Genomic DNA, 13,866 nt, shown 5'->3' on the forward strand with positions numbered 1-13,866 from the left:
GCGGGCAAGCAGATTGGCCGGGCCCGGCGTGATACTCAGCGGGCAACGCCGTCGCCGTGACACAAAGGCCCGGCCGGCAGCAGTTCGCGCAGTCATTCGTTCTGCGCCACCACGCCCTCCCGGGTACGGGACGAGCCAACTCGACACCGACAGCGGATATCTGCCTTTCGTCGGCGGCCTGGTTCTCGCCGGCATCGGCATGGGGTTGAGCAGCTCGACCGGGACCAGCGCCATCGTCGACTCCCTGGGGCCCGACAGCCAGGGAGTGGCCTCGGCGATGAACGACACCACCCGCGAGGTCGGCTCCGCCATCGGCATCGCCCTGATGGGTTCGGTCTTCGCCGGCCAGTACCGCTCCGCGCTCCCGGACAGTCTCGGTCAACTCCCGGCTGAGGCCGCGGAATCAGTGCGCCACTCGGCCGCCGGCGGCCTGGAGGTCGCCACCCGTATGGGGGCCGACGGACTCCGGCTTGCCAACGAAGTACGCCAGGCGTTCATGACCGGCTTCACCGACGCCATGGCCGTCGTGGGGGTCATTCTCGTCGTGGCCGCCGCGGCGTGCCTGGCGTTCGCCCCGCGTCGCACGGATGGCTCGCAAGCGGCAACGGCCGAGGGCTCGAAGACTGAGCACCTGCTCGACTCTTCGCGGTCCTGAACCAGTGACGCCGAGGCGGGCGGTCACGCCGTACGAGACCGCCCGTCCCCAGCTGGGGCCCGTGGAGGACGTGATCGGGGCGGCCGCGCGGCCGCCCCGATCACGCACTGTCGACAGCAGCACTCATTGTTTTCCTGGCTGCTTCTTCCTCATGTTGTTCAGGAAGATCGCGACGCCTGCGTAGATCACTACGATGAGGCCCAGGAAGGTCCAGCCGCCGGAGTTGCCGGAAACGATGAGAAACACACCGAGCAGGACACCCACGACGGCAAAGACCGTGGCGAAGGCCATGTAGCGCTTCACTACCGCACGCTGCTCGAGACTCCAGCCTACGCGTGGCACGTTTTCTCCTTCTTTCTCTCTCACTCTCGAACTGCCGCATTCAGGGCTGAAGGACGATCCGGTCAGACCTGCTCCCCCCTATCCCCCGACTGCGTTGGAAGCTATCTGCCCAGCGCTCCAGCCGATGGCCGCGCACTTCAACGAGCCGCCGAGCGACACCCCCGCCGTTTCCGGTGCGAGTGCTGCCGCAACCGCCAGGCAGCCCCCTCCGGCGAGACCACCGGCTACGACACCCGCGACGTCACCCCAGAGCGCTTCGGTGTCTCCTTGAGCCAGGTGTATGCCACCTGTTACGAGGTCGCCCGCCGGCCCGAGGGCGTCAGCGATCCCGCTCAAACTCAGGGTTCCGTCCGGGTCGATACGGTTGACCGGGTCGCCTTCGGCGTAGAGGTAGGGGTTCTGTTCCTGGCCGGAGGGGTCGGGCTGGGTGAAGCGGCCGATGTTGGGGTCGTAGTAGCGGGCCTGATAGTGGATCAGGCCGGTGGTGTCCGCGTAGCCGCCGGCGAAGCCGTAGGGCTGGGCGACGGTCTCGGTGCTCGCCGCCCGGATGACGCCGCGGGGGCTGTAGGCGTACGTGTTGACCTTCGTGCCGGACTCGTCGGTGACGCCGATGACGGAGCCGATGGCGTCGGTGAGGTAGTAGTACGCCTTGCCGCTGCGGGTCATGGAGTTGACTGTGCCCCCGGGTTCGCGGACGAATCCCGTATCGACGCCGCCGGTCGAAGCGCCCGCGAGGCCGATGGGGCCGTTGTGGAAGTAGGTGTCCCCCAGGCGGATGCGTTCGCTCTGGTCGGTGGAGCCGTACTGGCCGGTGTAGGTCTTGCCGCCGGTGGTCAGGGAGATCAGCTGGCTGTGGTCGGTCCACTTCTCTGCGGTTCGGGTGCCGTCGGGGGTGGAGGCGCCGGCTGTTTCGTTGCCCGCCTTGTCGTAGGACCAGTTCGTCGACGAGCCGTTCTTCGCGGTGATCTGCTGGGCGTCGTTGATCGTGTAGGTGGTGCCGCGCGGGCAGCCTTCGGTGACGCCCTGGCTGGTGAGGTTGCCGGCGAGGTCGTAGCAGTACTGCCAGGCCTCGTTCAGGGTGGTGCCCTTGTTCTCCGCGGCGTAGGAGAAGCGGCCCGCACCGTCGTAGGTGTAGGTCGTCTTCGTGCCCGCTACCTTGTCGGTCCTCGTGCGGATCTTGTCGCCGTCGGTGCCGGCGTCGGTGCCGTAGCCGTAGGTGTAGGTCAGGTCGACCAGCGTGCCCTTCGGGCTCGTCGTCCTGACCGTCTCCGGGCGCATCGACTTGTCCAGGCCGAACGTCTGGGTGGTGCCGCCGGGGTACTTGGTGACCGTGCGCTTGTCGTTGCGGTTGTACTCGAACGTCGTCGTGCGGCCCTGCGGTTCCTTGAGGCTGGAGAGGGTGTTGACCTCGTTCCAGGTGTAGTCGATCTTCCCGGCCGGGTCCTGGTAGAAGTCGACGTTGCCCGCCGGGGTGTAGGCCAGCAGGGTCTGGGAGCCGTCCTGGAGCGTGCGGACCGTCTCGCGCTGCAGCGGGTCGAACTGGTACTTCACCGTGCCGGTGGAGTCGTCGCGCTGGCGCAGGTTCCCGTCACCGTCGTAGTAGTAACGGACCGTGTCGTTCGTGGTGGAGACCGTCTTGATGCGGTCCAGGTTGTCGTAGGCGAACACCTTCTTGATGCCACGGCCGTCCGTCAGCGTCTCGGTACGGCCCAGGCTGTCGTAGGTGTAGGTGACTTCTCCCAGCGGGGCCGGGGGCTTGGCCGTCTTGAGGTTGCCCTTGTCGTCGTAGGTGAAGGAGGTCGTCACCGTCTTCGACGACGACATCTTCGTCTCCTGCGCGCAGACCTGGCCCTCGAAGCCGCCGCAGGTGGGGGTGGTCTTGTTGCGGGTCAGGGCGACGTTGCCGCCGCCGGTGCCGGTCTGGGCGACCGACATGGTGTTGCCCGCCGTGTCGTAGCCGTAGGTCGTCTTCTCGCCGTCGGCGTTCGTCGTGTCCTTGGGGACGTCGCCGCCGGCGATGGTCTGCCAGTTCGTCACCGACTGGCCGCCGGTGGGGGACTTGACAGTGGCGAGGTTGTTGCGGGTGTTGAACCCGTAGTCCATGACGTTGCCGCCGGTGCCGTCCGTGCCGGTGCCCATGGCGTCGGTGGAGGTGTCGATGTTGTGGTTCGCGTCGAACTTCGTCGAGCGGTTGCGGCCCAGCGCGTCGGTCACGTCGGTGACCTGTCCGTCGCCGTCGTGCTTGTACGTCGTCGCGTGCTGCTCGGGGTCGGTGACCTTCGTCGTCCCTGCCGCTGTCGGGCTCGACGCGCTGTACGCGTACGTCCAGGTCGGCCCGGTGTGGCCGGAGCCGTTGAAATCCGTGGCCCGCAGCATCGACGTGACGCGGTTGGCGTCGTCGTAGGTGAAGACGGTGACCCGGCCCTCCGCCGTCGTGATCTTCGTGAGGCGGCGGGAGGAGTCGTAGCCGAACGTCGTGGTCTTGCCCTCGGGGTCCGTGGTGCGGGCCAGGTTGCCCTCGCCATCGAGGTCGAAGACCGCGGAACGGCCGGTGTGGTCCTTGGCCTGCCACTGCGAGGCGTCCGTCTTGAGAAGGTCGATCCAGCGCCCGGAGCGGGTCTCGGTGAGCTTGAAGCCCTTGTGCTCGCTGCCCTCGTCGTGCTGGGTGACGGTGATGGTGCCCTTGTTGCGGTCGGTGACCTTGGTCAGGGTGCCGTTCGCGTCGTAGGTGTCCTTCGCGCCCGACTTCCAGTCGGTGACGGTGAACGTGCCGTCCGCGTTCTTCTTCAGGTCCTTCGAATAGCCCGACGGCGTCGTGAACGTTCCGTCGCTGTTCTTGGTGAAGCGGACGGTGTCGCCGGAGGCATCGTAGAGAACGATCTCGCTGTCGAAGACGTTCACGTAGCGCTCGTACTGCTGCCACCACCGCTGGGACACCTTGCCCCAGGGCGCGTCGAGCGAGTTGTAGGTGCGCGCCAGGGTGAGCTTCCGGCCGACGCCGGCGATCGAGAAGTCCGTCGCCGTCAGCATGAGATTGCCGGTCGAGTAGTCGACGTGCGCGGACAGGGCGTCGGTGATGGCGAAGTCGCTGTACCGGTGCCAGGGCACCTTGCCCTGCCCCTCGGGCACGTAGGTCGTCGTCCCGACATCGGACGTGCGGGCATCGGACGTGCGGGCCGCAGCCGCGCTCGCGCCCTGCTGTGCACGCTTCTTCTGCGATGCGCGCCAATCGGCAACGTCCTTGCCCGGGGCGCGCTCGGCGCGCGACACGGTCGGCTTGTTCGTACCGACCTTCACCTCGGGCATCGAGAACGACGGGGCGTCCTTGCCCCACGCGGATGTCGGATCGTCCGCCGCGGCCGCGCCGGACGCCGGCAGCAGTGACAGGGTCACCGCGCTGGAGGCCAGCACCGCGAGCGTGGCCGATCTCAGCTTCTTCCGGGCACGCGAGAGTCGCGCACCATGGGTGCGTTGCTTCAAGGCTTCCCCCCACAGGAAGACAGACCTCACCGACCCCAGTGGTCACGAGGCGCCCACAACCTGTCACACAAACCACACAAGCCCGCCGCGCTGCCCTCGAACACGCGCACCATACGGGCGGTAACAAGCCTCCCTGCGACAGGGGCACTTCGGCTGCCCGAGCCGCGCGTTTGTTGCCCCAGGGCAACAAATAGCAGGCGTCGCATGCGTATTTGAGTGCTAAAACGTGGCTGAAAATGTTCGATCGAGGCGATGGGGACGCCGGACGGGCCGCCTCGGCGTCGAGATCAGGCCAGGTATAGACCGATCGAACGCGTCATAAGCCCGAGATAGTCGCATGTTTTGTCGCTTTTTGACGCTGTGTGGGTAGTGGGAAAAATTGGCGAGCGGATCCGGTCCGCCGGGTACCGGCCCTGGGCGAAGCCCCACCGGCCCCACACACTGGCCTCGCTCACCTCGCACCTCGCTGCGTCACCAGTACTCCCCTGCCCCCACGCAGGTTCCGGCTGCGCGTGCCCCACCCGCCAGACGTATCAACTCCCCAGCCGCGCCGAACAAACCGGAGCACGCATGCACACCCATCACACCGCGGGCGGACACGACAACGCCGGCGATCACAGCGCCACCCCCGCCGCCCGTGCCGCCCGCGTCGCCGGCCGACTCCTGTGCTGGAGCGTCGCCGCCGCCATGACCACCACCGCACTCGACGCCATCGCGGCCGCGCACTTGCCCACGTGGTGGTCCAGCGTGTGGGCCACCCTTTGGCTGGCGAGTCCCATCACCGCCGTTGCCTGGGCCGTGGCCCGCCATCACGAGAAACGCCGGCAGCAACTCGCCCGGCAAACCCCGGACCAGGACGTGCCCTGCCCCGGCACGGAGGACTACAACACCGCTGCCTGACACCGCACGTGCCCGCATCAACTGCCCCCACTCCCAAGGTTATTGCGCGACCGAGCCGGTGGCGAAGGCACCGGACGTGGCAGACTGACGTGATGATCATCAAGGTGGCGGTCGACACCGACTTCAGCGGCCTGCTTCAGCTCGCGGGCCAGGTGGAGGAATGGTTCGGGCCCATGGTCGAGGAGGAGGGATTCCACGAGGCCCTCCGTACGCACCTGCGGCGTGGCACCGCATTGGTGGCCCGCCCCGCCGAGCGTGATCCGTCGACACCGCTCACCAGCGGCGGACCAGAAAGCGGCCCTCTGCTGGGAGGGCTGCTCTACGACAACCACGGTCCGGTCCACCACGTGGACTGGCTGGTTGTCTCGCAAGAAGCACGCGTCGGCGGAGTGGGCCGCGCACTCATGTCGGCCGCGACCCAGCGCTTCGCCCCGGAACCTGTGACGGTCGAAGTCATCACCTTCGGCGCCGACCACCCCGGGTCCGCCCTGAGCGGCGCCCGCATCTTCTACGCACGTCTGGGGTTCACACCCGCAGAAATGGCGGCGCCGGGCCCGGAAGGCGGCTCGAGACAGCTGTACCGCCGCACCCCCTCCTGACGTGCCGCCTCAAGCCCCCGGCGTCGTAGGGCACCCGCGACACGGTGCGGTACGCACGCCTCGCGCCTTCGGCGCAGTTGGGCTTCAGGTCGATCGCGCGGTGATCGACAAACGCAGCCGGTACGCCCTCGGCAACGGGCCGACCAGAAGACCCAACCGGAAGCACGTCTTCACACAATGCGCCGGACAGGCGGTGACGCAGCGCCGCAGACGCCGGTCCTGGCCGCCGGAGGCTCGCTGCGGCCTCCCCTTCTCTTGATCAAAACCCTTTCCTCACAAGTGAGTTGACTCGCTCCGCAACCGCCCCTCGCCCACCCAACGGAAAACGCACAACAATCACGCAACGTTCAACTGTGTGGAGCTGACGCGTCCACACGGAAGGGAGTCCTCGATATAACGTTTCAGCCCACAGCGCGCACAGCGCCGGAAAAGCGACCAGGGGGACGCAGCGCATGAGAGGCACGGTGGACGGTTTCAGCTACGGGTTACTGACGCCCGTGGCGGCCTACGTGATGGCTTGTCTTGGTTCGGCGTTGGGGTTGCGGTGCACGGCCCGGACCGTTTTCCACGGAGCGGCGGGCCGCAAGGCACCGTGGCTCGCGCTCGGTGCCGCGTGTCTCGGCGTCGGGATCTGGACGATGCACTTCGTGGCCATGATGGGATTCCGCGTGGCCCAGGTCCCCATCACGTACAACCTTCCCCTGACCCTGTTGAGCCTGCTCGTCGCCATCGTCGTGGTCAGTGCGGGCGTGTTCTTCGTGGGTTACCGGGGCGCGACGCCCGGGGTCCTCGTCACCGCGGGCGTACTGACCGGTCTCGGCGTCGCCGCCATGCACTACATCGGCATGGCGGCGATGCACATGGACGGCGAACTGCATTACGACACGACTCTCGTGGCGCTGTCCGTGGTGATCGCTGTCGTCGCCGCGACCGCCGCGCTGTGGGCCGCCGTCAGCATTCGCGGGTTTCTCGTGTCCCTGGGTGCCAGCCTCATCATGGGTGTCGCCGTCTCGGGGATGCATTACACGGGCATGGCGGCCATCAGCGTCCATCTGCACAGTGGCGGCGGTCAGACGACTGCCGGGCACACCGCGGTGTCGCTGCTCCTGCCCGTGCTCATCGGTCCCGTGATCTTCTTCGTGCTGGCAGCCGTCATCGTCATGTTCGATCCGATCCTGATCCTCGGCGACGGCCGGCAGCCCGCGGCTCGGGCGGCCAACGTGACCCACCAGCGGTCCGAACCGGCCACCTTCGAGCACGGCGGAGCGGAGCACGCGTCTCCCTGATCGGGAGCTCTTGCACGGGACCGGGCGCGGCGCAGCTCTCTATCGAACGTTTCCGTTGGTCATAGACTCGGCATGTGACCAGTGACGACTCCACCTTCACCGCGCTCGGCGCCCTCGCCGACCCCGTCCGCCGTCGCCTCTACCAACACGTGGCCGCCCAGCACGACGACATCGGGCGCGACGCCGCCGCCGAGGCCGTCGGGATCTCCCGGTCGCTCGCCGCCTTCCACCTGGACAAGCTCGTCGAGGCCGGGCTGCTTCAGGCTTCCTCCAAGCGGCTGTCCGGGCGCACCGGGCCCGGCGCCGGGCGTCCGGCGAAGGTCTATCGCAGGGTCCGCGACGAGCACTCCGTGTCCTTGCCGCCCCGCGCCTACGACACCGCCGGCCACCTCCTCGCCGGGCTCGCGGAGGACGCGGGCCTGGACCGTGAGTTGCAGAAGGCGGCGCGCGCCGCGGGTGCCGCCGACCGCGACGCCCGCGCCGACGATCTCGTGGCGGTGCTGCGCGAGCGCGGCTACGAGCCCTACTGGGACGAGGACACGCTGCGCCTCGGCAACTGCCCCTTCCATGCGTTGGCCGAGGATTTCCCCGCGCTCATCTGCGGCATGAACCTCGCTCTGCTGGAGGGATTGACTCCCGACGCCTGGTCGCCCGCCATGGATCCGTGCCCCGATGGGTGTTGCGTGGCCCTGAAGCGCGCTGCTCACTGACGTTTCTTCGTCGCGAGTACCGGATCGGCGAGCGTTCTAAAAATAATGACCGTTGACTTTAGAAATGGGGTTGGCCATGCTGACCCCATGACTGGCTTTCACCTGGCACAGGTCAACATCGGACGCACCGTCACACCGCTCACCGAGCCCGAACTCGCCGACTTCGTCGCACAGTTACCCGAGATCAACGCCCTGGCCGACGACAGCCCGGGGTTCGTCTGGCGCATGGTCGACGACGGCGGCGCGGACGCCACCGGGTTCCGGCCCGACGACCACGACGACCTGCTGATCATCAACTGCTCCGTCTGGGAGTCGGTCGACGCCCTGCGGGACTTCACCTACCGCACTGACCACCTGCGGCTTCTGGGGCGGCGGCGCGAATGGTTCCACCGTCTCAGCGAAGCGCACCAAGCAATGTGGTGGGTCCCCATAGGCCATCGCCCCACCATCGCCGAGGCCATGGAGCGCGTCGCCCACATCCGTGCGCACGGCCCCGGCCCGCATGCGTTCGATTTCCGTACCCCTCATGCCGCACCCGCCGCGACGGTCAACGGATAGGGAGGTGAAGATGAGCCAGCAGGTCGGGCGCGGAAGGGGGGCAGAGAGCGGGGCCGTCGCCACAGCGTGTCAGGCAGCCTCGCGCTCCGACCTAGTGGTGGTGTGTCGGTGCGCGCCGCCGGGTCCTTCGCCGTGGATCAGTCTGAGGTGGCGCGATCGATGGCGGCCGCCGGTCGAGCGCGGCTCTCCGAGCATTCGGTCCTCTATACGGTCCATGCCGAGCAAGAGCAGTCCCATGGTCGGCAGGAGCAAAAGCGCCACGATCACCATCGATGGCTCCCTGTCCTCGACTTCTCACTTTTCGCCTGCCCTGCGCGAGGACCTCCATGGCCGTGATGATGTGATGATTCCGTAACGCTGCGGATTGCCGTTGATATCGCGATCCGTGCCGATTTCACGTACAGGCACGTACAGGCACCTACAGGTACGAGCACGGCGCGACACCGGACACCGACCCGCGCGGCCCGCCCGCCCGACTGGCAGGCGGACCACGTGAACTGATGGAGCGTCAGTGCGCTCCGCCGAGTTCCGCACCCTCCATGCGGGACTCCTCGCGCGCGTCCTCGATGCCCTGCAGCACCCGTTCGCGCGGCAGTCGGACGCGCAGTGCCAGCAGGTAGACGACCGCGGTGAGGACGAGGTTGGCGACGAAACCCCAGCCGAGGCCGATCCAGCCGCGGCCGCCGTCGTAGTCGCCGGCCCAGCTGATGACGGCGAGGCCGATCAGCCACGGCAGCACCCAGCTCGCGCCGGACCGCCAGTCCATCGTCGGGGCGTCGCCCTTGTCGAGGGCCTGGAAGACGGCGAGGAGGACGAAGCCGATGAGGATGGTGAGGAAGAGTTTGAAGTTGGTGTTCCAGCCGGCCCAGTACACGATGAGGTTCGCCGAGTAGAGCCCGAGGAACGGGATGATGTCTCCCCCAGGGATGCGGTAGGGCCGTTCGTGGTCCGGGATCTGACGGCGCATTACCGCGAGGACGAGTGGCCCCGAGCCGAAGGACAGGACGGTGGCCGAGGTGATGAACCCGACCAGCTCCTGCCAGCTGGGGAAGGGCAGGAAGACGATGAGCCCGAGCACGAAGGTGACCACGAGGCTGACCAGTGGCGCGCCCTTGGGTGTGGTCTTGGCCAGGGCCGCGGGTGCGTTGCGGTTGCGGGCCATCGCGTAGGAGATGCGGGCCGTGACCGTGGTGTAGATCAGGCCGGTGTCGGCCGGTGAGATGACCGCGTCCACGTAGAGGACGTACGCCAGCCAGCCCAGGCCGATGGCGCTGGAGATGGCGGCGAGCGGGCCGAAGTCGTTGGCGAAGGCGAGGTTGAGCCAGCCGTGCGAGTGCTGGAGGTCGCTCTTCGGTACCGCGCCGAGGAAGGCCACTTCGAGGAGTACGTAGATCAGGCCGGTGAGCAGGACGGAGCCGATGACGGCGAACGGGACGTTGCGCCGCGGGTTGTCGGTCTCGCCCGCGAGTTCCACTCCTTGGCGGAAGCCGAGGAAGGAGAAGGTGATGCCGGCGGTGGAGATGGCCGTGAAGACACCCTTGGTGCCGCCGGGGGCGAACCCTCCGTACTCACTGGCTCCGAGGTTGTGCCCGTGGAAGGCGGTGACGAGGAACGCCACGATGACCAGGGCGATGGCCAGCAGTTTCCACCACACCAGGACGTTGTTGACGCGGGCGAACCAGCGGATGCCGTAGTAGTTGAGGAGCACGAAGAAGGCCATGGCGACGACCGCGACCGCATAGCCGAGCGTGGTCAGGGTGTAGGCGCCGTTCGCCGCGTGGAAGTCGGTGAAGTGCGCCCACTTGGTGGCGTACTGGAGGGCGCCCTCGACCTCGATGGGGGCCACCGTCGCGGCGGCGATCCAGGTGATCCAGCCCATGGTGTAGCTGGCGAAGGAGCCGAAGGAGAGGTGCGGGAAGCGCACCACTCCCCCGGACACCGGGAACATGGTGCCCAGTTCGGCGAAGCACAGTCCGATGAGGAGGATCATCACGGCGGCGATCGCCCAGGAGAAGATGGACGCGGGTCCGGCGATCTTCGCGGCGTTCAGCGCGCCGAAGAGCCAGCCGGACCCGATGATGGATCCCACGCCGGCGAAGAGCAGGCTGATGCGACCCATGTCTCTGCGTAGTGCTGTGCGTTGCTCCGGGGCCTGCCCCGAAGACTCAGTAAGCGTGGCCATCACCACATCCGTCCCTGATCTGCGGCCCACTCTTTCGAGGTCGCTCGCTTGATCTGTTCTGGGCGGCCGTCTGCCCGAGGCACGAAGATCCATGCAGTATGAATCTTGTTTTGCCAAATCATGTACGTGCCGCGGGCGTTGGCGGATGCGGTGATGGCCGGGGCGTCAGCCTTCCTTGGTGGTGGTAGTGACTTCCTGCGTCTGGGGTGCGGGTGCGGCCGCCGGTTCCTCGCCGTTCATGACGCGCTTGGCGGTGACCCGGTCGAGGGCGCCCTCCCAGCGGGACACGGCGAACACCGCCACGCAGTTGCCGAGGAGGTTGGTGGCGACGCGCATCGAGTCCATGATCCGGTCGACGCCGAGCAGCAGCGCGACCGCGGCGGCCGGGATGACGCCGAGGGCGGAGGCGGTCGCGGACAGCGCGAGGAATGCCGAACCCGGTACGCCCGCCATGCCCTTGCTGGTCAGCATGAGCACGAGGACGACCGTGACCTGCTGTCCGAGGGTGAGGTCGACGCCGACGGCCTGGGCGATGAAGAGGGTGCCGATGGAGAGGTAGATGGAGGCGCCGTCGAGGTTGAACGAGTACCCGGTCGGCAGGACGAGCCCGACCGCGTCGTCCCGGCAGCCCGCCGCGCGCAGCTTCTGCATCATGCGCGGCATCACGGTCTCGCTGGATCCGGTGCCGAGCGCGAGCAGCAGTTCCTCGCGGGTGTAGCGGACGAACTTCCACAGGCTGAGCCCGGTGACGGCCTTGAGGGCGAGGGCGAGCAGCGCGAGGAAGAGCAGGGCGACGCCGTAACAGACGGCGATCAGCTTTCCGTACGTCGACATCGCGCCCACGCCGTATTCGCCGACGAGGTGGGCGGTGGCTCCGAAGACCGCGAGCGGGGCGAGCTTCATGATGTAGCCGACGATGGTGAACACGACGTCCTGGGCCTGCTCGATGAACGGCAGGATCTGGGGCACCTTGCGCTGGCCGAGGTGGAGCAGCGCGGCGCCCACGAGGCAGGCCAGGACGAGGACTTGGAGCAGGGAGTTCTCGGCGAAGGCGCCGACGGCGCTGTCCGGCAGCGACTCCAGGATGAACTGGGCGGTGGACGGCAGGTGGCCGCCGCCGGTCTGCTCGTCGACGGCGTCCTTGTCGAGGGTGGCGGGGTCGACGTTCATGCCGGCGCCGGGCGCCAGGACGTTGCCCGCGAGCAGTCCGATGACCAGGGCGACGGTGGTGGCTACCTCGAACCAGATCAGGGCCTTGACGCCGATCCGGCCGAAGGCCTTCAGGTCGCCGGCCTTGGTGATGCCCGCGACGACGACGCAGAACACCAAGGGCGCGATCATCGCCTTGATGAGCCGGACGAAGCCGTCGCCGAGGGGTTGCAGGGCCGATCCCGCGTCGGGCCACAGGCGTCCGACGAGGGCGCCGAGGAGCAGGGCGAGCAGTAATTGGGCGAAGAGACTGGTGCGCAGGAGACGGCCTGCGCGGCGTGCGATGTTTCCGTTGGCGTGCGCCATGGGGCACTCCTACATGGGCGGATACTTTCTGCATTACGGAAGATCAATTCCGCGATGCATCACTATCGTTGACACTCATCCGCCACGGAAGACCCCGTAGCAACTCCACATGAGATCTTGGAGATTGCTCCAGACGACACCTCGGCCACGCTCACGCAGGGTGACGCACGGCTTGTTCCCGCTCGGGAGCGGAATCCGGTGTGAGGTCCTGCGGATAGATCATCCGGTCCGGGATCCGGTGGCGTTCGCGCCGGGCGAGGAGCCAGTACAGGAGCCCCGGCAGTGTGAGACCGACGATCCACGAGATGTCGGCGCCGCCGAGGGCGTGGACGAACGGTCCGGTGAACAGATCCGTTGCCATAAACGGGAGTTGGACCACCAGCCCCACCCCGTACGACACCAGCGCGGGCATCCGCCAGGAACCGTAGCGGCCGTCGGGGTCGTTGAGGGCCGGGATGTCGTAGCGCTCCTTCGCGACCAGGTAGTAGTCGGCGAGGTTGACCGCGCTCCACGGCGTGAAGAAGGCCAGGACGATGAGGAGGAACGTCGAGAACGTGGTGAGGAAGTCGCCGCGGCCCGCCAGCGCGAGCCCGGCGCCCACCACGATGATCGCGGCGATGTACCCGATCCGCCCGCGCGGCGACAGCCGGTGGGGCACGGCGCCGCGCCGCCGCATCCCCGTCACACTCGTCACGGACGACATGAACGCGCCGTACGTGTTGAGGACCGTGACGGTCAGCTTGCCGAGTGCGATGACGAAGTAGAGCGCGGCCGCCATCAGGCCCGTCCCGCCGAGCGAGACGACGTAGCTCACCTCGTGGCCGACGAACGCCTCGCCCGCGGCCGCCGCGGACAGCGCCCCGAAGGCCATCGACCACTGGGCGCCGAGCGCGGTACCGGCCAGCGTCCAGCCGAACGTCGCCCGCGCCGACGTGGAACGCGGGAGGTAGCGCGAGTAGTCGGCCACGTACGGGCCGAAGGAGAGTTGCCAGGACGCCGAGAGGGACACCGCGAGCAGGAACGCCGGCAGGGCGAAGGCGCGGTCGGCGAGGACGGCCCCGATGTCGTCGTGCTGGAGGAGGCGGACGCCGAGGTAGACGAACGCCACGCCGCACACCACCCCGGCGAGCCGGCCCAGGAAGTGGATCAGGCGGTAGCCGACGGCGGCGGCCACCGCGGTGACCGCCGTGAAGAGGAGGATGCCCGCCACGGGCCCCAGGTGGGTGAGTTCGCCGACGGCCTCACCCGCGAGGACGGTGCCGCTCGCGGTGCAGCCGATGAACATGAAGACCGCGAGGACGAGCGGCACCACCGCGCCCCGGACCCCGAACTGGGCACGCGAGGAGATCATCTGCGGCAGGCCCAGCCGGGGGCCCTGCGCCGAGTGCAGGGCCATCACCGCGCCGCCGAGCAGGTTCCCGACGAGGAGTCCGACGACCGCCCAGAACGCGGTGGCGCCGAGGACCACCGCGAGCGCCCCGGTGACCACGGCCGTGATCTGGAGGTTCGCGCCCACCCACAGCGTGAACTGGCTGAACGCGGTGCCGTGCCGCTCCGCGTCCGGCACGACGTCGATGGAGCGGGACTCGACGAGGCCGCCGGGCCGCTCCCCCGCTGTGTGTTGCTGCTCAATCGTCAT

The 13,866-nt window shown here is 68.0% G+C and carries 11 protein-coding genes; 6 read left to right on the forward strand and 5 right to left on the reverse strand.

What is annotated here, in order from left to right; genetic code table 11:
• The first annotated feature begins 205 nt into the window (after nucleotides 1-205).
• Nucleotides 206-655: a hypothetical protein gene (locus ACYBSK_RS19440; RefSeq protein WP_460242625.1), complete on the forward strand. Its 450-nt coding sequence runs from the start codon at nucleotides 206-208 to the stop codon at nucleotides 653-655.
• Between the two features lie 123 nt (nucleotides 656-778).
• Here ACYBSK_RS19440 and ACYBSK_RS19445 read toward each other — a convergent pair whose 3' ends face one another.
• Nucleotides 779-997 (reverse strand): hypothetical protein, encoded by a 219-nt coding sequence (locus ACYBSK_RS19445; protein ID WP_460242626.1) that lies wholly within the window; start codon nucleotides 995-997, stop codon nucleotides 779-781.
• Nucleotides 998-1,075: 78 nt separating this feature from the next.
• Entirely contained in the window at nucleotides 1,076-4,303 is a 3,228-nt protein-coding gene (locus tag ACYBSK_RS19450; protein WP_460247061.1) for an RHS repeat-associated core domain-containing protein, read from the reverse strand.
• A 744-nt stretch (nucleotides 4,304-5,047) separates the two neighbouring features.
• Between ACYBSK_RS19450 and ACYBSK_RS19455 the strand changes: the two genes are divergently transcribed.
• The 5 genes from ACYBSK_RS19455 (at nucleotide 5,048) to ACYBSK_RS19475 (ending at nucleotide 8,530) form a co-directional block, all read left to right on the forward strand.
• A complete protein-coding gene (locus ACYBSK_RS19455) occupies nucleotides 5,048-5,377 on the forward strand; it encodes a hypothetical protein (protein ID WP_460242627.1) in 330 nt (109 codons plus the stop codon).
• A gap of 92 nt (nucleotides 5,378-5,469) precedes the next feature.
• The gene (locus tag ACYBSK_RS19460) at nucleotides 5,470-5,976 is read left to right on the forward strand and encodes a GNAT family N-acetyltransferase (RefSeq protein ID WP_460242628.1); all 507 of its coding nucleotides are present in this window, start codon (nucleotides 5,470-5,472) and stop codon (nucleotides 5,974-5,976) included.
• A 452-nt stretch (nucleotides 5,977-6,428) separates the two neighbouring features.
• The gene (locus ACYBSK_RS19465; protein WP_460242629.1) at nucleotides 6,429-7,262 is read left to right on the forward strand and encodes an MHYT domain-containing protein; all 834 of its coding nucleotides are present in this window, start codon (nucleotides 6,429-6,431) and stop codon (nucleotides 7,260-7,262) included.
• 74 nt (nucleotides 7,263-7,336) lie between these two features.
• The gene (locus tag ACYBSK_RS19470) at nucleotides 7,337-7,972 is read left to right on the forward strand and encodes a helix-turn-helix transcriptional regulator (protein WP_460242630.1); all 636 of its coding nucleotides are present in this window, start codon (nucleotides 7,337-7,339) and stop codon (nucleotides 7,970-7,972) included.
• 87 nt (nucleotides 7,973-8,059) lie between these two features.
• Complete coding sequence (locus ACYBSK_RS19475) at nucleotides 8,060-8,530, forward strand: DUF3291 domain-containing protein (protein ID WP_460242631.1); 471 nt, start codon at nucleotides 8,060-8,062, stop codon at nucleotides 8,528-8,530.
• Between the two features lie 508 nt (nucleotides 8,531-9,038).
• On the opposite strand, the gene ACYBSK_RS19480 is transcribed toward ACYBSK_RS19475, so the two are convergent.
• From ACYBSK_RS19480 to ACYBSK_RS19490, 3 genes are all read right to left on the reverse strand, one after another.
• Nucleotides 9,039-10,649, reverse strand: a complete 1,611-nt coding sequence (locus ACYBSK_RS19480) for an APC family permease (RefSeq protein WP_460242632.1) — start codon at nucleotides 10,647-10,649, stop codon at nucleotides 9,039-9,041.
• Nucleotides 10,650-10,877: 228 nt separating this feature from the next.
• On the reverse strand, nucleotides 10,878-12,227 hold the full coding sequence (locus ACYBSK_RS19485; protein ID WP_460242633.1) for a cation:dicarboxylate symporter family transporter: 1,350 nt from the start codon (nucleotides 12,225-12,227) through the stop codon (nucleotides 10,878-10,880).
• A 151-nt stretch (nucleotides 12,228-12,378) separates the two neighbouring features.
• Entirely contained in the window at nucleotides 12,379-13,866 is a 1,488-nt protein-coding gene (locus ACYBSK_RS19490) for a purine-cytosine permease family protein (RefSeq protein ID WP_460242634.1), read from the reverse strand.

This window comes from Streptomyces sp. BYX5S (genome assembly GCF_054724165.1).

Excerpts from the sequence above, each read along its gene's own strand:
- ACYBSK_RS19450 (WP_460247061.1), bottom strand. The coding sequence starts at position 4,303 with ATGCCCGAGGTGAAGGTCGGTACGAACAAGCCGACCGTGTCGCGCGCC.
- ACYBSK_RS19485 (WP_460242633.1), bottom strand. The coding sequence starts at position 12,227 with ATGGCGCACGCCAACGGAAACATCGCACGCCGCGCAGGCCGTCTCCTG.
- ACYBSK_RS19460 (WP_460242628.1), top strand. The coding sequence starts at position 5,470 with ATGATCATCAAGGTGGCGGTCGACACCGACTTCAGCGGCCTGCTTCAG.
- ACYBSK_RS19455 (WP_460242627.1), top strand. The coding sequence starts at position 5,048 with ATGCACACCCATCACACCGCGGGCGGACACGACAACGCCGGCGATCAC.
- ACYBSK_RS19480 (WP_460242632.1), bottom strand. The coding sequence starts at position 10,649 with ATGGGTCGCATCAGCCTGCTCTTCGCCGGCGTGGGATCCATCATCGGG.
- ACYBSK_RS19475 (WP_460242631.1), top strand. The coding sequence starts at position 8,060 with ATGACTGGCTTTCACCTGGCACAGGTCAACATCGGACGCACCGTCACA.
- ACYBSK_RS19490 (WP_460242634.1), bottom strand. The coding sequence starts at position 13,866 with ATGACGATTGAGCAGCAACACACAGCGGGGGAGCGGCCCGGCGGCCTC.
- ACYBSK_RS19465 (WP_460242629.1), top strand. The coding sequence starts at position 6,429 with ATGAGAGGCACGGTGGACGGTTTCAGCTACGGGTTACTGACGCCCGTG.